Source organism: uncultured Roseivirga sp., assembly GCF_963973945.1.
GTDB lineage: Bacteria > Bacteroidota > Bacteroidia > Cytophagales > Cyclobacteriaceae > Roseivirga.
On record NZ_CAXBBV010000006.1, the window covers coordinates 54,307 to 74,371 of the forward strand.

General features: G+C 40.0%; 15 protein-coding genes. 6 read left to right on the plus strand and 9 right to left on the minus strand.

The genetic code is table 11. The features are described 5' to 3' along the window. The first annotated feature begins 20 nt into the window (after window positions 1-20). Entirely contained in the window at window positions 21-1,163 is a 1,143-nt protein-coding gene (gene bshA / locus AAC026_RS11530) for an N-acetyl-alpha-D-glucosaminyl L-malate synthase BshA (RefSeq protein WP_339607924.1), read from the plus strand. 11 nt (window positions 1,164-1,174) lie between these two features. Continuing rightward, a complete protein-coding gene (locus AAC026_RS11535; RefSeq protein WP_339698110.1) occupies window positions 1,175-1,975 on the plus strand; it encodes a hypothetical protein in 801 nt (266 codons plus the stop codon). Window positions 1,976-1,979: 4 nt separating this feature from the next. On the opposite strand, the gene AAC026_RS11540 is transcribed toward AAC026_RS11535, so the two are convergent. The 7 genes from AAC026_RS11540 to AAC026_RS11570 form a co-directional block, all read right to left on the minus strand. Further along, window positions 1,980-2,147, minus strand: a complete 168-nt coding sequence (locus tag AAC026_RS11540; RefSeq protein WP_339607922.1) for a hypothetical protein — start codon at window positions 2,145-2,147, stop codon at window positions 1,980-1,982. 191 nt (window positions 2,148-2,338) lie between these two features. Continuing rightward, window positions 2,339-2,755 carry a DUF1761 domain-containing protein gene (locus AAC026_RS11545; RefSeq protein ID WP_339698113.1) on the minus strand — a complete coding sequence of 139 codons (417 nt, stop codon included), beginning with the start codon at window positions 2,753-2,755 and terminating at the stop codon, window positions 2,339-2,341. A gap of 23 nt (window positions 2,756-2,778) precedes the next feature. Then, the gene (locus AAC026_RS11550) at window positions 2,779-3,225 is read right to left on the minus strand and encodes a hypothetical protein (RefSeq protein ID WP_339698116.1); all 447 of its coding nucleotides are present in this window, start codon (window positions 3,223-3,225) and stop codon (window positions 2,779-2,781) included. Window positions 3,226-3,376: 151 nt separating this feature from the next. Beyond that, on the minus strand, window positions 3,377-4,852 hold the full coding sequence (locus AAC026_RS11555; RefSeq protein WP_339698119.1) for a PorP/SprF family type IX secretion system membrane protein: 1,476 nt from the start codon (window positions 4,850-4,852) through the stop codon (window positions 3,377-3,379). 5 nt (window positions 4,853-4,857) lie between these two features. Continuing rightward, on the minus strand, window positions 4,858-7,338 hold the full coding sequence (locus AAC026_RS11560; RefSeq protein ID WP_339698122.1) for a gliding motility-associated C-terminal domain-containing protein: 2,481 nt from the start codon (window positions 7,336-7,338) through the stop codon (window positions 4,858-4,860). Between the two features lie 2 nt (window positions 7,339-7,340). Then, window positions 7,341-8,105, minus strand: coding sequence for a TonB family protein (locus AAC026_RS11565; protein WP_339698125.1), 765 nt, complete (start codon window positions 8,103-8,105; stop codon window positions 7,341-7,343). Then, a complete protein-coding gene (locus AAC026_RS11570) occupies window positions 8,095-8,673 on the minus strand; it encodes a sigma-70 family RNA polymerase sigma factor (RefSeq protein WP_339698129.1) in 579 nt (192 codons plus the stop codon). The genes AAC026_RS11565 and AAC026_RS11570 overlap by 11 nt, the downstream gene beginning before the upstream one ends. A gap of 160 nt (window positions 8,674-8,833) precedes the next feature. On the opposite strand from AAC026_RS11570, the gene AAC026_RS11575 reads away from it, so the two are divergent. Next, complete coding sequence (locus AAC026_RS11575; RefSeq protein ID WP_339698132.1) at window positions 8,834-9,931, plus strand: VWA domain-containing protein; 1,098 nt, start codon at window positions 8,834-8,836, stop codon at window positions 9,929-9,931. 1 nt (window position 9,932) lies between these two features. Further along, window positions 9,933-11,462, plus strand: coding sequence for a magnesium chelatase (locus AAC026_RS11580; protein ID WP_339698135.1), 1,530 nt, complete (start codon window positions 9,933-9,935; stop codon window positions 11,460-11,462). A 128-nt stretch (window positions 11,463-11,590) separates the two neighbouring features. On the opposite strand, the gene AAC026_RS11585 is transcribed toward AAC026_RS11580, so the two are convergent. Next, on the minus strand, window positions 11,591-12,157 hold the full coding sequence (locus tag AAC026_RS11585; RefSeq protein WP_339698138.1) for a pentapeptide repeat-containing protein: 567 nt from the start codon (window positions 12,155-12,157) through the stop codon (window positions 11,591-11,593). A 344-nt stretch (window positions 12,158-12,501) separates the two neighbouring features. Continuing rightward, window positions 12,502-14,304: a PDZ domain-containing protein gene (locus tag AAC026_RS11590; RefSeq protein WP_339698140.1), complete on the minus strand. Its 1,803-nt coding sequence runs from the start codon at window positions 14,302-14,304 to the stop codon at window positions 12,502-12,504. 271 nt (window positions 14,305-14,575) lie between these two features. Here AAC026_RS11590 and AAC026_RS11595 point away from each other — a divergent pair, with 271 nt between their 5' ends. Further along, window positions 14,576-18,337, plus strand: coding sequence for an SEC-C metal-binding domain-containing protein (locus AAC026_RS11595; RefSeq protein ID WP_339698143.1), 3,762 nt, complete (start codon window positions 14,576-14,578; stop codon window positions 18,335-18,337). A 489-nt stretch (window positions 18,338-18,826) separates the two neighbouring features. Next, window positions 18,827-19,909, plus strand: coding sequence for a Fic/DOC family N-terminal domain-containing protein (locus AAC026_RS11600; RefSeq protein WP_339698145.1), 1,083 nt, complete (start codon window positions 18,827-18,829; stop codon window positions 19,907-19,909). Window positions 19,910-20,065 lie beyond the last annotated feature (156 nt).

Here is a 20,065-nt window from a genome sequence, read left to right on the forward strand (position 1 = left end):
GCTTTAAAGCGCTAGAATTAATGAATATTGGAATTGTGTGTTACCCAACCTTTGGTGGTTCGGGAGTTGTAGCTACAGAACTAGGGATAGGGCTGGCTAAAAAAGGATATAAAATTCATTTTATTACCTATTCGCAACCTACCAGATTAGACTTCTTTAACGAGAATCTTTTTTATCACGAAGTAAATATTCGTTCTTATCCGCTTTTCAAATTTCCTCCTTACGAACTTGCTCTGGCCAGTAAAATGGTGGACGTAGTGAAGTATGAAAAACTGGATGTACTTCATGTGCATTACGCAATTCCTCATGCTTCGGCTGCGGTGTTGGCCAAGCAAATTCTGAAAGATCAAGGCATTGAAATTCCAGTAATTACTACTCTACATGGCACAGACATTACTTTGGTTGGGAAAGACCCATCGTATGAGCCTGTGGTAACGTACAGCATCAATCAGTCAGATGGAGTTACTTCGGTTTCTGAAGATTTAAAGAAAGACACCTACAAGCATTTTAACATCAGACGTGAAATTGAGGTGATCCCCAATTTTATCGATCTAGAAAAATTCAAGAAACAGCGTAAGGAACATTTTAAAACCGCCATTTGTCCGAATGGAGAAAAGCTTATCGTTCACACATCAAACTTCAGAAAAGTAAAGCGTATTGACGATGTAGTGAAAGTGTTCCATAAAATTCAAGAACAAATACCTGCCCGTTTGCTTTTAGTGGGTGATGGCCCAGAAAGAAGCCATATAGAATCACTTTGCCGTGAACTAGGCATTTATGAAGAAGTTCGTTTCTTAGGAAAACTAGAGGCGGTGCAAGAAGTGCTTTCTGTTGCCGATTTATTCTTAATGCCTTCAGAAAAGGAAAGTTTTGGTTTATCTGCGCTAGAGGCTATGGCTTGCGAAGTACCATTGGTAACCTCAAATGCTGGTGGTATTCCTGAATTGAACCAGCACGGTGTAACTGGTTTTGTATCTCCAATTGGAGATGTGGAGGACATGACGAAAAACGCACTCCATATTTTGAATGATGAGAACTTAGGGACTTTTAAAACCAATGCACTAAAAAGAGCCCAAGATTTCGACATCACAAATATTCTTCCTCAATACGAAGCATATTACGAAAAAGTGGTTGCTGAAATGAAAGCTCAAGCCACGATATAATCAAGTTTTGGATGAAGGTAAGTATCGTTGGTTGCGGTTGGTTGGGCTTGGCTTTAGGGAAAAAATTATCTCAAGAAGGTTTTTCTGTACTGGGTAGTACCACTTCAAAAGAGAAATTCCATTTACTTTCTGATGCAGGAATTAGTCCGTTTTTACTCAAAATGGATCCAATGCCAACAGGCGAAAACTTTAATGCTCTTTTTCAAACCGATGTATTGGTGATCAATATTCCTCCTGGGAGAAAAAGAAATACGCCTGAGTTTTATGGCGAACAAATCAAGTATTTGAAATATTTGGTTGATCAGCACAAAGTGCCTAAAGTGATTTTTGTGAGTTCTACTTCTTACTATCCGAATACAGGCGATTGGGTAACCGAAACTACCAATTTCGACTTAGAAAACGGGTCGACAAAAGCGGTGGTATTGGGTGAAAGAGAAATGCGTCAAGTGGAGGCAAAGCTTACGGTGCTCCGTTGTGGAGGCTTAATGGGTGAAGACAGAATTTCAGGAAAATGGTTTGCAGGCAAGGCCACTTCAGGAGCTTCCACCCCAGTTAATTACATTCACCGAGATGACGTTATTAACGTTATTCAGCAATTAATAAAGGGTGATTTGGAAGAAGTTGATACTCTGAATTTGGTTTGCCCAGAACACCCAACACGCAAAGAAGTACATGAGGCCATGGCGCATAAGTATAACTTCGACCAGCCCATTTGGGAGGCGCCTGAAATTATTCCATCAAAAAGAGTGTCGGAGAAAAAGCTTACTGACCTAGGGTATAGCTTCTTAAAACCGAGTCCTCTGAACTTTTAAAGGTTCAGCCTTCTATTACTTCTAAAAAAAGTTCGCCACGCTTCAGCTTATGAATTGCTTTAATAGATTTCAATCGGTTATTTACTTGGGTAAACATTTCGTTTTCAGATTGGGCAATTTGCCAGCCTAGTTTATAGGCAATCGGTGAGGGGTGTTGTTTTTGGTTTTTCATGTCTAGTTAGTTTGACCATTCCTAAATAAAAAAAGTGCTCAGTTAGTTCCCGAGATGACAATCGGAGTAATAATTTTTTAATAACATCTTAGACGGAAAAAAGCCCATGAATGTTTAGGTGATTTTTCAACCTAAAACGCATGGACTTTAGAATTTGTTATGTGCCTACTTGGTTTTCGCTAGCGCATTCGCTATTTCCAAACCCCCAGAATAATACCGATAATGGTAAAGGCAATGGTGTGGTAAAGTGAATCGATCATAATTAAACCAGCGCCCTTTCTAGCGAAGTTATAATTCAATGCAGTAGTAGGAATAATAAAGAATAGGCCGGTCATAAGCCCCATCATTGCGCCCATTGTGGCATTCATATCTGGGTTTTCACCAAAACCATAGAAGAACATAGCCATCCCGAAACTTACAACAAATGAGAGGATCAAGGCACTACCGAATAGCTTTCCCATGTTTGCGTTCTTGAGTTCTTCATCAGAGAGCCCAACGCCACGCTGCCACGCTTTACCAAAAAGGGGGCCATACCATATAGCGCCCAGTGCAAAATAGGCCACTGTCGATACGACAACCGCCAACCAATTGATGTTTGAAATGTCCATAGTTTATTTTTTTGGTTAAAAAATCATTTCTTGATTTGAATACCCGAATACAAATCATCGGGCAAGCCATCACTATCCCAATCCAAAAAACCCGTAAACTCTCCTTTGCCATCCATCCAGACGAATTTGTATGCGGTGGTAATATCATTCTCGGTGAGGTAAAGGCTGTCGCCTTTTACTTCCCATGTACCAAAAGTTTCCATGGATACTTCCCCAGATAAATCTGTATAAACAGAAGCGTACTTTCCATCTTTCGTATAAGTGGTCAGTATGGGTTCAATACCAAGAACATCTTCCCAACTCCCAATCGGCACTTTGAATTCCGTTTCTTCTGGTTTACCATGGTCAATAGCAACAATCATCGATTCATTGTACCATTCACCAATAATGAATTCAGCATTGTTGGTTTTAGAGCAAGAAGAAATGGCGCAAAGCACAAGTCCGAAAAAGAGCAGTTTAGTAAGTTTCATTCAGTTTAGTTTATAAAAGTTAAGTAAAGTAAGCCAAAATTGGCTATCCTCTAAAGTACCTTTTATTTGAACTGGTTACTAAATGTAAGCAATTACTTAAAAATTGAAGCTCTGTATAAGAGTTTTATTGGGTTGGATTCAGCTTGGGCTATCACTTGAAAACAGAAATAACTACCCTGCGATTTATGGCTCTGCCCAATGGCGTATTGTTATTGCTCATAGGAAGAGATTCTCCATAACCACTAACTTTAATTCTTTTTGCAGATACTCCATTCTCTATTAAATAGTCCGCGATAGTTTGGGCACGTGTTAGTGATAGCCTACTGTTCAATTCATCACCGCCTGTGTTATCTGTGTGGCCTTCAATGGCTACGAACTTGATTTCATCATCCATGAGGCTTTTCAAAATAGGGCCTAGTTCTTCCTTAATTCGCTGCTTGAGTGCAAATTGGTTCAGCGAATAATTGAAAGTGTAGGATTGTTCTACTTGGGCTGTTCCTGTTTTAGCAGGCTTAGTACTTTTTGCTAAAACTTGCCCAATCGGCAGTTGTGCCATTGGCTCGTAACTAGGTAGCGTAATTGGTTGAAGGTTGTAGTGTTTCTCTGTTGCGGGTCTTAGGCTTTGAGGAGATTTTTTCGTGCTTTGTTTTTTTCTTTTTTCTCTCTCTCGTACCAATCCTTGTACTCTTAAACCAAATTCGAAAGCTCCTGTATTGGCTGAGTTTTTTACGTTTACAGACAAGTCGTATGCCATGCCTATTGATAAATTTCCTTTTTGAAGCTCGATGGAGCTTATTAAATCTCTTCCCAATAGATACTTAAGTTCCAAACCAATTTTAGTGTCGTTGGCTACTTTATACTCACTGCCTAACCCAATATTGAGTCTGTTTCTTTTGGTGTGATGAACCCAGAGAAAATTAGGGCTTACGTTCAGTTTTGGTGTTTGGTAAATGGAAAAGGCTAACTCGCCCATATAAGTGGGAGGAGCTTTTGATCCGCTATTGAAAAATGAACTTTCAGGTCTGTTAATATCAAAGATAGAAAAGCCTAAACGCGACATGGTTTGGCCATTACTGTTCACAAGCTCATAAAGCACCCCTGTATTGATACGATAATAGGTATCACTCAATTCTTGCAGGCTTTCTCCATTATTGATTGAAGAATCAAAACCTCTATCCGGAATGTATTGGGTATTGGTCAGAAAATTGGCGAAGGTGAATCCTTGCTTATGATGAAAACCACTAATACCAAAAGACAGTACTTCACCAATGTCTGATTTAAACTGAAGCGCATAGGAAAACCCCACTTCTTGAACCTCGAAAGTATTGGTGCTGCCAGATTGATCATTCATTACACTCAACCCAAAACCACCTTGCACATTCTGGCGGTTAGGCATCAGATGAGGGTATTTGAATGAAAATGTAATGCTGTTAATGCTGAAGTCGGGTGCTGTTTGCTGATTTCTATGAAGTGCATCAGCAGCCCAATAACTATCAGTAGCCGCATAAGCAGGGTTCAACCTTTGTTCTGCATAAGAAAGCAACGAAAAATTAAACTGTTGTGAGTAGGCACTTTCAATCATGAAAATGCTCAAAAGAGAAAAAATAACTAGCGACCTTCGATTCATTCTCGTTACCTCACTAAACTGATTTTACCATTGGTGGTACCATTAAGTTTTACGGGTTGGCCATTTTCAAATTGTCCGCTCACGCTCCAGAAATAGACGCCATTCGAAACGGTAGATCCATTTACGGTACCATTCCATCCGTTATTCATGGCCTCTTGTGGGTTTTTGGTTTGGTAGAGTAAATTGCCCGATCGGTTGAAGATACTGAATTGAAATTCTCTAGGAATTTGACTCAGAAAAACCACAATGTTGTCGTTCTTACCATCACCATTTGGTGTAAATAGATTGGCGACTCCTCCAATTTGAGTCACATTTACCTGAACTTCAAATGTTTCTGTACAGCCATTTTCACTCGTTATGGTTACTAAATAGGTAATGTCTGATCGTGGGCTTGCCTGCGGATTTGCAATGTTAGGATTGCTAAGACCTATGGAAGGTAGCCATTCGTAGGTGGAGCCTCCGCTGGCCACTAGTTCAACACTTTCGCCTACATTAATGGTTAAAACAGAGTCTTTCACTGATGGCTTAAAATCTTCTATTTCTACAAAGGTTGTGTAGTTAAAAGAACAGCCGTCTTCGTTTTCGCCATAGAAAAAAACGAGTTGAGACTCTGTGGGGACAAAGCTAATGGCATGTCCAGCGCCCAAATCACCTAATTGGGCGGCTGTCCATTGAATGTTGCTCCATGCTGCATTTGCAGAGAAGGATACGGTGTCTCCTGGACAAATAAGGTTGTATTTAGGCATATTGAGCTCTGGAATTTCGGTATCCTTTGACTGGATAATATAAGTTAACTGGCCATCGCTACAATTTTTAAATTCTACCACAGATCCATAGATCGTGTCGTCTAAATCAGCTTCGTATCTTAACATGGAGGATTGACCTAAAGGGCCACGTTTTTCTGAAACCCAGTTTCTTAAAATGGTAGGTGTGCCCAATACCAATGTGCTTCCTTTACATGTTTCAATAACAGAGGCTTCTAAATCTTCTACTGCGCAGATGGCAAATTGATTGAGAATGTTCGTGTTAGGTTTGCAGTTTCCATTACTTAGATAATTGAATGCATTATCAGCAGCATTTATATAGTGAAAGTAATTTCCGGGTACCAAATTGCTAAAAATGGACTGCGTGGCGTAAAGCTGATTACCGTGATTTGGGAGCCGTGGGTTAGGCGTATTAATATTAAGAGTGCCATCATTAAGGGCTACGGTATCTGAGTTGGCTATGATTACATCATATGATATAAGCTCAGTTGCTGTGAGTGAATCATAACCTGTACCCCAAACAATTAACCCATGTCCTATTCCCGTTTGAACCGCGTTGATTAAATGTGGATTCCTAGGGCCTTCATTGAATAGGGTTTGTTCATTTTTGAAGAAGAAAACTTCCAAAGAATCGCCAGAAGGAAGCAGTTGAGCGAAGTCTAGATTTCCATCTCTGGTATAATCCGCAAAGCGAGTTATGGAAGCAATTTCTGTGTTCATGATTACGGTGTCCTTCGGGTCGGCTAAATCATTTAGAAAATAGCTAGCAAATTCGTTGTCTTCGTTGTGGGTGCTAAGCCATAAGTCTGTTTTTCCATCAGAATCAAAATCGGCCATAAGGGCATCTAAAACTTCTAAGTCAGGAAGAATTTCGGTAAGGTCAAAAGTATCTTGTTTGCTTTTTATCAAGAAGTTAGACGAGCTGCCCCCCATTAGGTTTCCTGAAAGAAACATATCTGGATAGCCACTTTTAGTGAAAGACCCATGAGTAAAGATATTGATGGACAGGTTATCGAAAGGAAAAGGTTTTTGAAAATCCTCCCATCCCGAAAGCTGGTTCTGGAGATATCGGGTCAATGAATCAGGTCTGTTCGAAGAAGAAATCAGCAAATCGCGGAGTCCATCGCTGTTCAGGTCCAAATCAAATAGAGCATCGGCTGGCGAATCGTTGAAAAAATTTGGTTGCTCTTCCCAGCCAAGTGCTGTGCCGGTTAAGTATTTAACTTTTGCCTCGGAATCTATGTAAACCAATTCCAAAAGATTGTCTCTATTAAAGTCTTGAAGCATAAACTCTTCTGTAAGAATAGAAGCCATTGGCATAGGGGCCAGTTGAAACTCTAATTCTCCTTGATTGATGAGTGAAGAGAAGAGCGTGTCTGTGCCTGCTTTTACGCCAGAAAACACAATGTCTAATTCACCATCTTTATCGATGTCAATTATCTCTAAGGCATGAATTTCAAGGTCAAAAAATGGCAGACGAACAGACTCAAGAAACAATCCACCCTCATTTTTGAAAAGAAAAAATTGGGTAGAATCGCTGCTAGGCTCTTTTCCGTATACGAGCAGGTCATAATATTTGTCGGAGTTTAAATCTGTCCAAACCATTTGAGGGCTTGTTAGAGTGGGCAGTTTTAATGAATCTTGTTTCTGAAAGGTCTGAGCACTTGTAAGCTTGACAAGAAACAACAAAAACAGGCAGGCAATTGGTCTTAGCTTCCTCATGGTTAATTATTGTCTCGGTCGAACTTTAGTTTTATAGAAAGCTGGCTGCGCACTGCTTCATTATTAAAAGTAGCAGGACTCCATTCATTCACCAATTTGAGCACCCGTAGGGCTTCTTTATCGAAAGACTCGCCCAGGCTTTCTTGGATTTCAAAATCAGAAATGCTGCCGTCTGGATTAATGGCAAAAAGCACTTTTACATAGCCTTCAAAAATATTTGAATTGGCATTTTCTGGAAACTTGATTTCGCTGTCCAAAAAAGTATAGAATGCCTCAAAACCCATCTTTGGGCTGGCCTTTATAAAGACATCTTCTTTTTCGACTTCCTTGTTAAAGACTGCCTCTTTTTCTTTTACAGTATTGGTTTCGGCTATTTTTTGTTTGGACTCTGGAGAAACCTGCGGCTCTGGTTTGGCTATCACAACCGCATCCTTTTCTGTTGCATTCTTTTTAGTAAGAGTACTCTCAATTGTATCTAAAGGAATAGTTTGTTCGGGCATTTCTTCTGCTATCTGTTGTTCAACAGGTGGTTGTAATTCTTTATTTACTTTTTCACTTGGAAGCGTGAAAAAGTAAACTCCTGCAGCAAGTGGCAACAAGAGTAGTAGAAACCACATTCTACTCACCCCAGATTTGGTGATAACATCTTTAGGAAGGTTGCCCTCCAGCATTGTAGCTGAATTTTCTAGCACACTACTAAAGTCCATATGAGCCTTTATTCGCTCTGAGCTTATTTTTTTGCCTTTTTTCAAATATCTATATTTCATATCTGCTCGGCTCTAATTTTTTTCTAATTCTCTTTAAAATGCGGTGCGATCGGGTTTTGGCATTGTTCTCTGTAATCCCCAAAATCTCACTGATCTCCTTGAAACTCTTCGACTCAAAAAATCTGAGTTCAATCAGCTCAAGGTCCCTCGGCTTTAACTTATCCAGTACTTCTGGCAGTAACTTGAGCCCCCTTTGTAAATACAAAGTCTCGGGTTCAAACTCTTCGGCCATTTCCTGAGTCATAAACTCTTCTAAAACCACGGTGCGCTTTTTCTTTTGGGTTCTGAAATAATCGTAGCAGCTATTGAGCGCCAAACGATAAAGCCAAGACGAGAAACTCAATCCCTGAAATTTGTACTTGTCCAGATTGACCAAGGCCTTACAAAACACATTCGAAGTGATGTCTTTAGTTACCTCTTCGTCCTGCACCCTGCACATAATGAGTCTGAAAATGGGCTCATAGTATTTTTCATAAATGGGCTCAAAATAGCGATGATCCTTCTTGGACCACTCTATCAGCTCGTTTTCTGAGATTGCATCGGCATTGATGTTTTCTGTGGCTATCATTCTCTCAGAAGCTTTGCATAGGTTTAGAATTTTGACAGTAGAACGCCATGGTTGAAAAAAGATACACTTTTAAATGAATAGATTATAGTTAAGCCGCTTCACTTAAAAAGAAAGGTTTAAATTAAACCAATTCATTATCAATCGCGTTGTCAAGGCATTCATGAAAGGATATCGATTTTCAAAATACATTCCGCAAAAAACGGCTGGGCAATCGGCCTTTGACAACCTACTGAATATCTTCTTACAGTTGATTAGTATTACAGGAGGTGATGCTGGTGAGGCACTTAGTTGGTTGACGAATTTAGATAAGCAATACAACATCACCAATGGTAATTATGGCATCGGTGATTTTATTGAAGACCTGAAGGATAAGGGTTACCTGACCGAGCAAAACGGAGACGGTAAATTTCAGGTGACCGATAAAACGGGGCAGGAAATCAGAAAATCTTCCTTGGAAGAAATCTTCGGTAAGCTGAAAAAATCGGGAAAGGGTCAGCACAAGACTTCCTTTTCAGGAATTGGAGATGAAACGGGCACCGACAGACGTCCTTTCGAGTTTGGTGATTCTCTTCAGCAAATCGCCATGACGGATTCCATTCGCAACGCGCAAATCAATAACGGTTTTGGAGAGTTTAAGCTGACCGAAAATGACTTGGAGGTCATTGAAACAGAATACAAAACGCAGACCTCAACGGTACTGATGATAGATATTTCCCATTCCATGATTTTGTATGGGGAAGACAGAATTACGCCAGCTAAAAAAGTGGCCATGGCCTTGGCCGAACTCATCAAAACCAAATACCCAAAAGACACACTCGATGTGATTGTATTTGGGAACGATGCTTGGCAGATTGAAATCAAAGATTTGCCGTACCTGCAAGTTGGGCCTTACCATACCAATACCATTGCTGGGCTAGAACTGGCCATGGATATTTTAAGAAGAAGGAAAAACGCCAACAAGCAAATTTTCATGATTACAGATGGAAAACCCACCTGTATGAAAGTTGGAATTAAATACTACAAAAACGCCTTCGGGCTCGACCCAAAGATTTTTAATAAAACACTGAACTTGGCGAGCCAGTGTAAAAGATTACAGATTCCTATTACCACTTTTATGATTGCGTCAGATCCATATCTGAAGGAATTTGTGAAGGAATTTACCGCAGCCAATAACGGCAATGCCTATTACAGTAGCCTCAAAGGCTTGGGGCACGTTATTTTTGAAGACTTTAAACGCAATCGCAGAAAACGATTTTAACATGAGCTATTACAAATTGACCTCTGATCAATTATTGAAGATAAATACCCTTGGCGCTTTGAAAAAGGCGGGCTATCAAAGTAAATCTGTAAAGGATGAACTTCGTGATAACCTGATCAAAAAACTGGTGAATAAGGAGCCTACTTTTGAAGGCATTTGGGGGTATGAAGATACCGTAATTCCTGATGTGGAGCGCGCCATTCTTTCCAAGCACAACATGAACTTATTGGGTTTAAGAGGACAAGCCAAAACCAGAATTGCCCGTCAAATGACCTTGCTTTTAGATGAGTATGTTCCGGTGGTTGAAGGTTCTGAATTGAATGATGATCCGTTGAACCCCATCACTAAATTTGGGCTGGAGAAAGTAAAGGAAATAGGAGATAAAACCCCTGTGACTTGGCTCCATCGCAGCGATCGTTATTCTGAAAAACTGGCTACGCCTGATGTGTCCATTGCTGATTTAATTGGCGATGTTGATCCGATCAAAGCTGCCTCTTTAAAGTTGCCTTATTCAGATGAGCGCGTGATCCATTACGGCATGGTGCCGAGGTCGCATAGAGGCATTTTTGTCATCAATGAGTTACCTGATTTGCAGGCCAGAATTCAGGTGGCACTTTTCAACATCTTGCAAGAAGGCGATATCCAAATCAGAGGTTTCAAACTGAGACTTCCTTTAGATATTCAATTTGTGTTTACCGCCAACCCTGAAGATTATACCAACCGAGGCAGTATTGTAACCCCACTGAAAGACCGTATCGATAGCCAGATTATTACCCATTATCCAAAAACTTTGGAAATAGGAAAACAGATTACGGTGCAAGAGGCAGATATTAAAGAAGCGCAGAAAGAGAAAATTGTCTTGAATGAAATAGCGCAAGACCTCATCGAGCAAGTGGCGATTGAAGCCCGAAATAGTGAGTATGTGGATGAGAAAAGTGGAGTGTCGGCTAGACTGACAATTTCTGCTTACGAGAATTTATTGAGTGCTGCGGAAAGAAGGGCTTTAATGAATGGCGAAAAGAAAACTTATGTACGTGTTTCTGACTTTGTAGGCGTCATTCCTGCGATTACTGGTAAAGTAGAGTTGGTGTATGAGGGCGAACAAGAAGGGCCTGGTATAGTAGCGCATAACTTGGTGGGCAAGGCCATTCGGACACAGTTCTTAGATTACTTCCCAAATCCAGACGATAAGAAGAAGGACAAGGGAGAGAAAACGGAAAACCCTTATAAAGCCATTATCAATTGGTTTGGAGAAGGGAGTTCGATCGACTTACTGAACGATCTTTCTAACCAAGCTTATGAGAAAGCGCTTTTGTCTGTGCCTGGCTTGGCAGACTTAGTAAAGAATAAGTATCCTAAAAAATCTAAAGAGGAGCAACTGTTCCTCATGGAGTTCGTGCTTCACGGCTTGGCCGAATACAGCAAACTGAGTAAGTCTGCTTTAGATACTGGCACCCGTTTCAAAGATTTACTCAGCAGTATGTTCTCCATTGATGATATGGAAGGCTTTGATGAAGACGAGCTGAGTTAAGCTTTATTAAAAAATCAAATTGATTATAAAGGCTCTTTGGAGCCTTTTTTCGTTTTATGCGGAGATTAATCAGTCTATTCTCCGCATTATATGAGGAGAATAGGTTGGGGGAGAGGACGCTGTCTCAATTATTCAATCACAATATCATACCCATTCAACAAAGCTAAAACCTCAGGGTTAGAGAATTTTGCCTTTTTCAGGCGATTGTTATTGGGGTTGAACTGGTAACCGTAAGCTTCTCTGAAATCGGCCTTGGTTAAATTACAGTTCACGAAAGTGCTCCCCACCAAGTTTGAGCCTTTAAAAATTGCGGCAGATAAATCGGTGTCTATAAAATCACATTCCTTGATTTCGCTATTTAAGAAACGGGTAGAAGTAATTTTCAACCCTTTAAAATAGCAATAACTGATCTGGCAATTCTCAAAGGAAAAGGACAGCAGCATTTTGCTGATCGGTTCGAAATCAACCCCACTAAGCTTACAGCCCTTGAAGCCAATATCATCCCATTTGGCACTCACCACTTTTACAGCAGTGAGGTTACAACTTTCGAAAGTACAACCCTCGAACGAGCTACTTCTAAAATCAGCACCAGTTAAATCACAATTAACAAAGTGGCATTCATCATAAAATTCACCATCAAACAAATGGCCTTTAAAGTCTTCGTTCTTAAAGGTGATTTCGCTGTGTTCTTTCATTCGAATATTTGTATTGGATCCTTCTCCCGAAACTTCGTGATCAGGATAGGAAAACGAGCGGACGAGTTTCAATTGGTTTTTGAAGTATATTCAATGACCACTTTCTACAAACCTTAAACTTTTTCTTGTAAGCTCATCACAAGTTGTATGCACAATGCTTTTCATCCTGAGTGCTCCGAGGCTTCGGAGGAAGGAACTAGAGGCTGAATCGCTAATCGCGAAGCTTATATCCTTCGTGCCTCAGGAAAAGAAAACGGGCGGTTGAGTTTCACTCGGTTTTTTGAGGTAGAGTCATGAGCCAACTTCTTACCAACTGCTACCAATTCCCCTTAACTAATAACTATTTACCTTTTCCTGAGCCAAGCCTCTCTTCTCGCTTTTGCCTTGGTATCGGCATTGGCGTCCATTCCAGTAGACCAAGCTTGGGCTTCTTCTAAAGTAAGTTTCGAAGTTTTATCTTCGCCCCAAATTTTACGGTACTTAATCTCAATAGTATCGCCCGGTTTGTGAGCGGCTATAATTTCGTTGATGTTTGAATCATCAGTTAATACGGTTCCGGCTAGGCTCAAAATCACATCTTCTGATTCAATACCTGCCTTATAGATTGGCGAGCCCACCGTGGCGTTGCCTGTCAGTTGCCAGCCTCCTCTTTGGTTGCGTATGTTGCCGCCTATGCTTGCCCGACCTTCCGCTCTATTAGTGTAGGTCACGCCCATTTTCTTGAACAAACTTGCGTAATCTGGCATTTGACTGTCCAAAATATATTTTCCGAAAAACTCATTAGCAAAGCTTTCTCCAGCATATTCGGCCATTCGCGCTTGTAGGTCACGAACGGTATAAGGAATTTCCGTTTTACCCTGTTTCTCCCAAACGTACTTCATGTAATCGTCTAAGTTTTTACCATTGTCCATGGTGCGTAAGGACATATCCAGAGCCAAGCCCAATACCGAACCATAAGTGTAGTAAGAAATGAAAATGTTGCTCAGGTTGGTCGGGTCAATGGATGTGGCTGCATCAACAAATGGCGCTTGGTAACTCATTTCAATGGGGTTATGGAAAGTTCTACCCGGAGCATTAACCACATAACCTACACTTCCGCCTAGCCCGTTCACGTATTGTTCAGGAGAAATGCTTCCAGAACGCGCCTGCATTAAGGCGGTGTAATAACTTGTAAATCCTTCGGCAAACCACAGTTCCCCCGACATGTTGGCGTCTTCAAAACTGAAAGGCTCTAAAGATTTAGGGCGAATACGCTCCACATTCCAGCTATGGAAAAATTCATGCGACATGGTGCCCATAGAGGTGGAGCCTAATGGTCTTTCTACGGGTAATCCGCTCACCACATAAGTTGAGTTTCTGTGCTCCATACCATCACCACTGGCGTTGGGCATATAGCAAGAAAGGAAAGTGTACTGACCGAAATCGTAAGTAGCCAATTCGCCAAAAACCGCTTTTTGCTGCATTACAATGCCCATGGTTTCTTCGAAATAAGCATCCACTTCTGCATCGGTAGTGCCGTCTTTATGCAAGGCCAAACGAATGGTTTGTCCATCTACATTTCTTTCTCTGAAATACAAATCAGCAATTTCAGTTGGGCTGTCCATTAAGTAATAGGTGTTTGGCGCGTAGAATGTATTATTGCCCAAATCTTTGAGTTGAGTAGCTACTTTCCAGTTTCTGTCTTCCCTCACATTGAATTTTACTTTTATCGGACGTTGATCTAAACCTCTGGCCCAAGCCAAAGTAGCGGGCATGTTGAGGTGGGCGTGGCTCTCGTCAATGCCAGAATAAGTACCTCCAGCACGGTTGGCATAAAGCGTATATTCAAAGTTGACGGTGCCGTTATGTCCAGCCACATTCCACTGATAAGGGTTTTCTCTGGTAATAGGTAGGGCCTTGCCATTTCCATCAGTAGCCTTAACGTTGTACACGTTTTTGGCAAACTCATGCACCGCGTAGCGGCCAGGAGAACTACGGCTCATGCGCACTTCCAATACTTTGTTTTCCAAATTGCTGAACTTGATTTTAATATTGGCCTCGTGGTGCACTGCATTGTCAAACGAAAGTTCGTATTCGTTGTAGGTTTGGGCTTGTAGGCTGATGGCCAAGAAGCTCAGTAAGGCTATGGTTAGGTTTCTTAGTTTCATGTTTTCGACTAAAAGATGGATGTTGTTGTATTAATCTTCTCTTCCAAAGATTGCTGTATTCTTGATACAAAGGAATCAAAATAAAAAGAAAAGCAAAATGCAGAAAGTTACCAAAACTAAACTGCTATTTCTTAGAAGTGACTGATATAAATAATATACTAGGTAGTTCAGCCATAAAAATGAATATATTTATGGCTATACGTTACAAGGATGACTGATACATAATGTGATTTGTAATGTAAAATCAACCAATGAATTTATTTAAATCTCCATGAAAAAAGTTGGCAGAAATGCCCCCTGTCCTTGTGGTAGTGGTAAGAAGTTCAAAAAATGCTGTATTGATCTCTATGGAAAGGATTACATTCCTCCCACAAACTCTATAGAAGAAGAAAAGTCTGAATTTTCTGAGTACCTGAACGAGCATGAAACTGGACATGTATTGAACTTGGTTACGGCATTCCAGTTAATCCCAGAAAATCAAGGTAAAAACATACGGATTGAGCAAATAGCTGCTGAAGCTGTTAGAAAACTATCGGTTGAGAAAGATGGGGACTACAAAAGGCTACGTTCGATAATTCTAAGAGAATTCCCAAGTCACCATTTTGAAGACCCTCCTGAAGAACTATTTACTGAAAACGTTCTGTTTCATGGCGGAAACCACATCGTGATGCCAGGTATAAACTCGTATTGCGTGGACATCTTTAAATACCTCACCGATACCATTTATACCACTAAAAACAGTCTTTCTCAAAAGTTTAAAGACGAAGTCTATCAAGGTGTTTCTCTTTTACTAAATGTTGGCAATATTCTATTCCAAAAATCTAAACTAACAAGGAATGTATTTGTGGAAAATCTGGAACTACCCTTAGAATTTCCCGAAAACTTGCTGCGACTCAGTTTTAACAACTCAGAACTAACAGCCATATGTAAAGCAAACAATATCCACCTATCGACTATTAAAAACTTTATCACTGAGCAAAGCGAATCAAATCTTGATAACCCATATGCTTCACCACTACTTTACAAGCCCTTTGTGGGTTTTGAAAACGAATATTATTTTGTGCTCCCATCCTGCCAGGTATCAGCACTAAACGAGTATATTCTTACAATTGCGAAAAAACACAATGTCCGTGCTGAAATCCATGAGCTTTGCCATAAGAGCATTTGGACAGACATTTGGAGTGCTTGTGATAAAATGGGATGGGCTCTAACCGACATTCCACTACCGGAGAAGTCAACAAATCAATCCATAATTGAAGGTGTTTTCCAATTTGATGCGTATATGATGGCTTATGTCTGTTACTCCTTCCCAGCGCAACTCAAAAGCACCAGCGAAATGTACTCTGAGGAAAATGCCGATTTATTAGCTGGTGATAATTTAAATAGTAGAACAAAAACAGTAATTGCCGAACTCAAAAAGCGTAAAGAGTTGAAGGGCTTTCAATTCCTTACAGTCATTCTTACAAATTCAATGGGTGGATTCATGGCAATGCGTGTTGAAAAACCTAAGGAAAACGAGCAAAAAACTTGGTTCAATATTTTCGACTTTCTCAACCTTGGCAACAATGGAGAGTGGGGCAGATTAGACTTGTGGAAATTCGCAAAGGTTTATGAATCGACCACCCAAACTGCCCAAATAATGGCCACTTCGCCTATAGATGCTTATGCCACCTATAAAAGAAATGGGGAAAGTTTCTATTTATCCGATGATGTTCGGTTTGACTTTTTAAGTGTGGTTCCAGGTGATGGCGCAGACTTTACACGACAATCAAAAATCGACTCAGACGTTCATGGGGCACTTAGTCTAGTGGGTGATACCTTAGTGTATCAATCCGTGAGACGTTATCGGGATTATGCTCCCATATATGAACCTGTGAAACAGAGAATTCCGTACGAAATGCTGCTTGAGTCTTATGGGTTCCCAATATGGGTACAGAACTACCAAGCAAAAAGCCAAATGGAGGCCGGATATGTTGAGCACTTAGCAGATGCCATTTGCTTTTGGTTAGATAGACTTCACCCAGCATTAAATCATCAAATTAATGGAAGCATTGCCTCAGTACTAAGCATCGTGCTTGAATTTGATGAATCCTATTTCAATCCTTTGTCATTGGAACAAGTCGATTCCAAAGAAATCCTAAACATACATTTACAATGTTCCTACTCCGATGGTACATTAAGCATCCATTTACCAAAACATATCCGAAAACTTTTCATTGGAGGTGACAATGCAGGTGAAAGAGCATTCATGACCGAAATTCTTAAAGCCTTGACTGCTATACCTGGCATCGCCTTGAGCGATCAATACATCTCAGAAAGTATCGATCAACATATACCACTGGGTCAAGCCAAGATGATTCTGTTACTTGACACGAGAAGAGACCTGCAACTTGATAATCGCTGGCTGCTTCCCTCACTTTACATGAGCGATGCAGAAATAAACCTACTGTTAGATAGGCTAGTCAACATAGTCAATCGACCAGACCCAATTCCTGAAAAATTTCAAAGTGTTAATGACAAAAAAGAGTTTTGCAATTACGTTGTATTACGCTTGGTGCAATACCTTATTGAAAAGCTAAAAGGATTCAATGAAGAATCCTTGATAAGTAGATTGATTGACGTTAATGAGCGGTTGGTGCATAACAGAGAGTTTAGTAAAATCAAGACGGCTGCCGAAATCCACTGTTTCGGAAATAATGAGAAGGAGTTGAATAAAATTCTCAAAAAACAGAGAAAACTCGTTAATACATCTCTTGCCACACGTTGTTTGTTAGAGTTTGCAGTTTTAGTTCCGACCAAAGGAGATCGCAAACCAAGCTTCGACCAGTTAGATGAACTACTCACCATTATGAACGAAATTCTGAATTATGGAATGCTTAGTGATACCCTGCACTTTGGGATGGCTGACCCCGAAATGGGCCTACTCCCCTCAGGACGAATCGGGATATCGAAAGAGTTCTACGATCAAAAACTGCAACCGTTTTATAAGGACAATACGGTCGCAAACATTGAAGCACAGCTAGAGGCTTTTTCGAGCCAGTTTGAAACATACACAACTAAGGAAAAGGATGCAGATACTGAGGCACTGTTAGACCAGATGGATGAAGCATTCCTGAAAGATTGGAGAGTTGACTACACCAATCTTTTAGGAATATGTATGCAAGCAGCGGCAATGGCAGAACATAACGGAGATTCCGTTATGTCAATGCTTGAGACAGATCTATTAGCCGAGCTAAAACGAATAATGACTGGGACAGAAGATCAAGTTGAAGCAGGTTTGGAAAAGCTGCGCTTTGAATATAAGCCCAACATTATCAGCGATCAGGTGGGCTATTTAAACCCAGATTATTTCCCTTGGAAGTATAACAGAGAATTTAGTTATGCACGAAGACCCTTTATCGTTGTTGATACAGAGAATGGCCGACAATATTATTGGGGAATGAGACAGTGTATTGCTGCCAGTCAATACCTTAATCAACTAATTCATTCGGGTAGCTTAACACACGGAGGAAAGCAAATCAATAGATTACTTGGCAGGTTTAATGAGGAAAACGGAAAACATTTTAGAAATTCAGTGGCTAATTGGATAAAAGAAAATATGCAATTAATAGTTTGGAGCTATGAAGTTACTATGAAGCCTAAGGGACACTTCAATGCTGATAAAGATTACGGAGATTGCGATATTCTTGCCTATGATCCCACTATTAACCAAGTTTACAACATTGAGTGTAAGAGAACCGAGGCAGCAAGAAATATCCACCAAATGAAAAAAGAGATGGATGCCTATTTAGGCCGTGCAGGACAAAAGAAAAAAGTGGCCAAACACGTGGATAGGGACAATTGGTTGCAAGCAAACCTAGATCAAGTGAAAATCTTTGTAGATGCAGAGAAAACCCCGAAAGTAAAGTCACTAATTCTAACATCCGAACTGATTCCAACAAGATACCTAAGAGAAGGAGAAATACCCATGCCGATAATCAGCTACCGTGAATTAAAAAGGAATGGATCTAATAGCCTTCAAAACTGGTTATAAAAATAATGCAGACAACAACACCTATACGCAATATCCTACGGGACACTGCACATAGCCAAACCGTTGCACTCCACATAAACAAGCACCAGCTTTTTCAAAAAACCAATTTTGATACTACCATAAAACCCTAAACAATTACTTATAAACCGCCCTTACCTCCACCTCAATAAACATATTTGGATTGACCAAGGTAAATACTCCAATGGTTGATCTCGCTACTTTATTGGGGTTTTCTTGGGGTCCAGAATACTTGTCATCGGACGAGTTCTAAAGCAAGTTAACTTTTTATCAGTCGTATCTGTAAATAAAAATAAGGACGAATTTTTCATGCTTCACGGCAAACGACTTTGTCGCTTACTTAGCTTACATGTACTCTAATGCCTCATGTGAAAAAACGAGAGTAAAACTTACCTTTCATATAGGAACAAGGGTAATTTTTGATTATTTTTACCCTTGTAATAGCGACAAGTGTAAAGCTTACTCTCGTTTATGAATAGCTTTGATAGATCAAAACCGTTTAATAATCTCCCTCTACTTCCGCCCAAAGCAGATTTAGAAACGAAAGAAATTTTAACCAAAACCATTAAAGCTAGTAGAGCTTTAGCTCAATTAAATGGAGCAATTAGAAACTTGCCCAATCCAAGTCTATTTCTTGACACGCTTCACCTTCAAGAAGCAAAAGCCAGTTCTGAAATTGAGAATATTATAACTACAAATGACGACTTATATCAATCTGTTGTGGCTGATAAAAAATTCGATAATCCAGCAACAAAAGAAGTCATCAGTTATAAAGAAGCTATTTGGCTAGGTTTTAATCGTCTTGAAAAACAGCCTTTCATTACAACAAACCTTTGTTTAGAGCTTGTTCAGTGTATTAAACAAAATTCTGCAGGCATAAGAACTACACCTGGAACTACGCTATCCAATGCAAAAGGAGACGTTATCTATACTCCGCCAACAGGAGAACAAGTGATTAGAGACAAAATGGCTAATCTGGAAATTTTCATCAATGAAAATAGATCAATAGACCCACTGATTAAAATGGCAATATCACACTACCAATTTGAAGCCATTCACCCATTTTCTGATGGTAACGGAAGAACAGGTCGCATTCTGCTACTACTTCAACTTAAACTCGAACAATTACTTGATATACCAGCGCTATTTTTAAGTGATTATATCATTAAGCATAAAGACACATACTACCAAGGCCTAAGAGCGGTAACTGAGAAAAATGATTGGTCATTTTTTGTACTCTACATGTTAGACATGGTAGAAGAAACAGCCACTAGTGGGCTAAATAGACTCGAATCTATAATTCAGCTAATGGACAGAACTAGTCAAGAGATAAAAGAAAAACTGCCTAAAGTTTATTCCAAAGATCTGGTTGAAGTCATTTTTAAGCTTCCATATACCAAAAGACAAAACCTAATTGACATTGATTTAGGAACACCTAAAACAGTGGGAAACTATTTGATAGCATTAGAAGAAAAAGGGTTTCTTAAGTCAGTAAGAGTGGGGAAAGAGAAATTATACCTGAACCAAAGATTAATGGATATTCTAGAAAATTAAAATGCACAGGCGCATAACAACTCTTAAAGAAACAATCAGTTCAGAGGTCAAGCCCTAAACAATTACTTATAAATCGCCCTTACCTCAATTTCAATAAACATATTTGGGTTGACCAAGGTAAATACTCCAATGGTAGAGCGAGCTACTTTGTTGGGG

Coding starts and splice junctions, on each gene's coding strand:
- bshA (WP_339607924.1), top strand. CDS start 21: ATGAATATTGGAATTGTGTGTTACCCAACCTTTGGTGGTTCGGGAGTT.
- AAC026_RS11535 (WP_339698110.1), top strand. CDS start 1,175: ATGAAGGTAAGTATCGTTGGTTGCGGTTGGTTGGGCTTGGCTTTAGGG.
- AAC026_RS11540 (WP_339607922.1), bottom strand. CDS start 2,147: ATGAAAAACCAAAAACAACACCCCTCACCGATTGCCTATAAACTAGGC.
- AAC026_RS11545 (WP_339698113.1), bottom strand. CDS start 2,755: ATGGACATTTCAAACATCAATTGGTTGGCGGTTGTCGTATCGACAGTG.
- AAC026_RS11550 (WP_339698116.1), bottom strand. CDS start 3,225: ATGAAACTTACTAAACTGCTCTTTTTCGGACTTGTGCTTTGCGCCATT.
- AAC026_RS11555 (WP_339698119.1), bottom strand. CDS start 4,852: ATGAATCGAAGGTCGCTAGTTATTTTTTCTCTTTTGAGCATTTTCATG.
- AAC026_RS11560 (WP_339698122.1), bottom strand. CDS start 7,338: ATGAGGAAGCTAAGACCAATTGCCTGCCTGTTTTTGTTGTTTCTTGTC.
- AAC026_RS11565 (WP_339698125.1), bottom strand. CDS start 8,105: ATGAAATATAGATATTTGAAAAAAGGCAAAAAAATAAGCTCAGAGCGA.
- AAC026_RS11570 (WP_339698129.1), bottom strand. CDS start 8,673: ATGATAGCCACAGAAAACATCAATGCCGATGCAATCTCAGAAAACGAG.
- AAC026_RS11575 (WP_339698132.1), top strand. CDS start 8,834: ATGAAAGGATATCGATTTTCAAAATACATTCCGCAAAAAACGGCTGGG.
- AAC026_RS11580 (WP_339698135.1), top strand. CDS start 9,933: ATGAGCTATTACAAATTGACCTCTGATCAATTATTGAAGATAAATACC.
- AAC026_RS11585 (WP_339698138.1), bottom strand. CDS start 12,157: ATGAAAGAACACAGCGAAATCACCTTTAAGAACGAAGACTTTAAAGGC.
- AAC026_RS11590 (WP_339698140.1), bottom strand. CDS start 14,304: ATGAAACTAAGAAACCTAACCATAGCCTTACTGAGCTTCTTGGCCATC.
- AAC026_RS11595 (WP_339698143.1), top strand. CDS start 14,576: ATGAAAAAAGTTGGCAGAAATGCCCCCTGTCCTTGTGGTAGTGGTAAG.
- AAC026_RS11600 (WP_339698145.1), top strand. CDS start 18,827: ATGAATAGCTTTGATAGATCAAAACCGTTTAATAATCTCCCTCTACTT.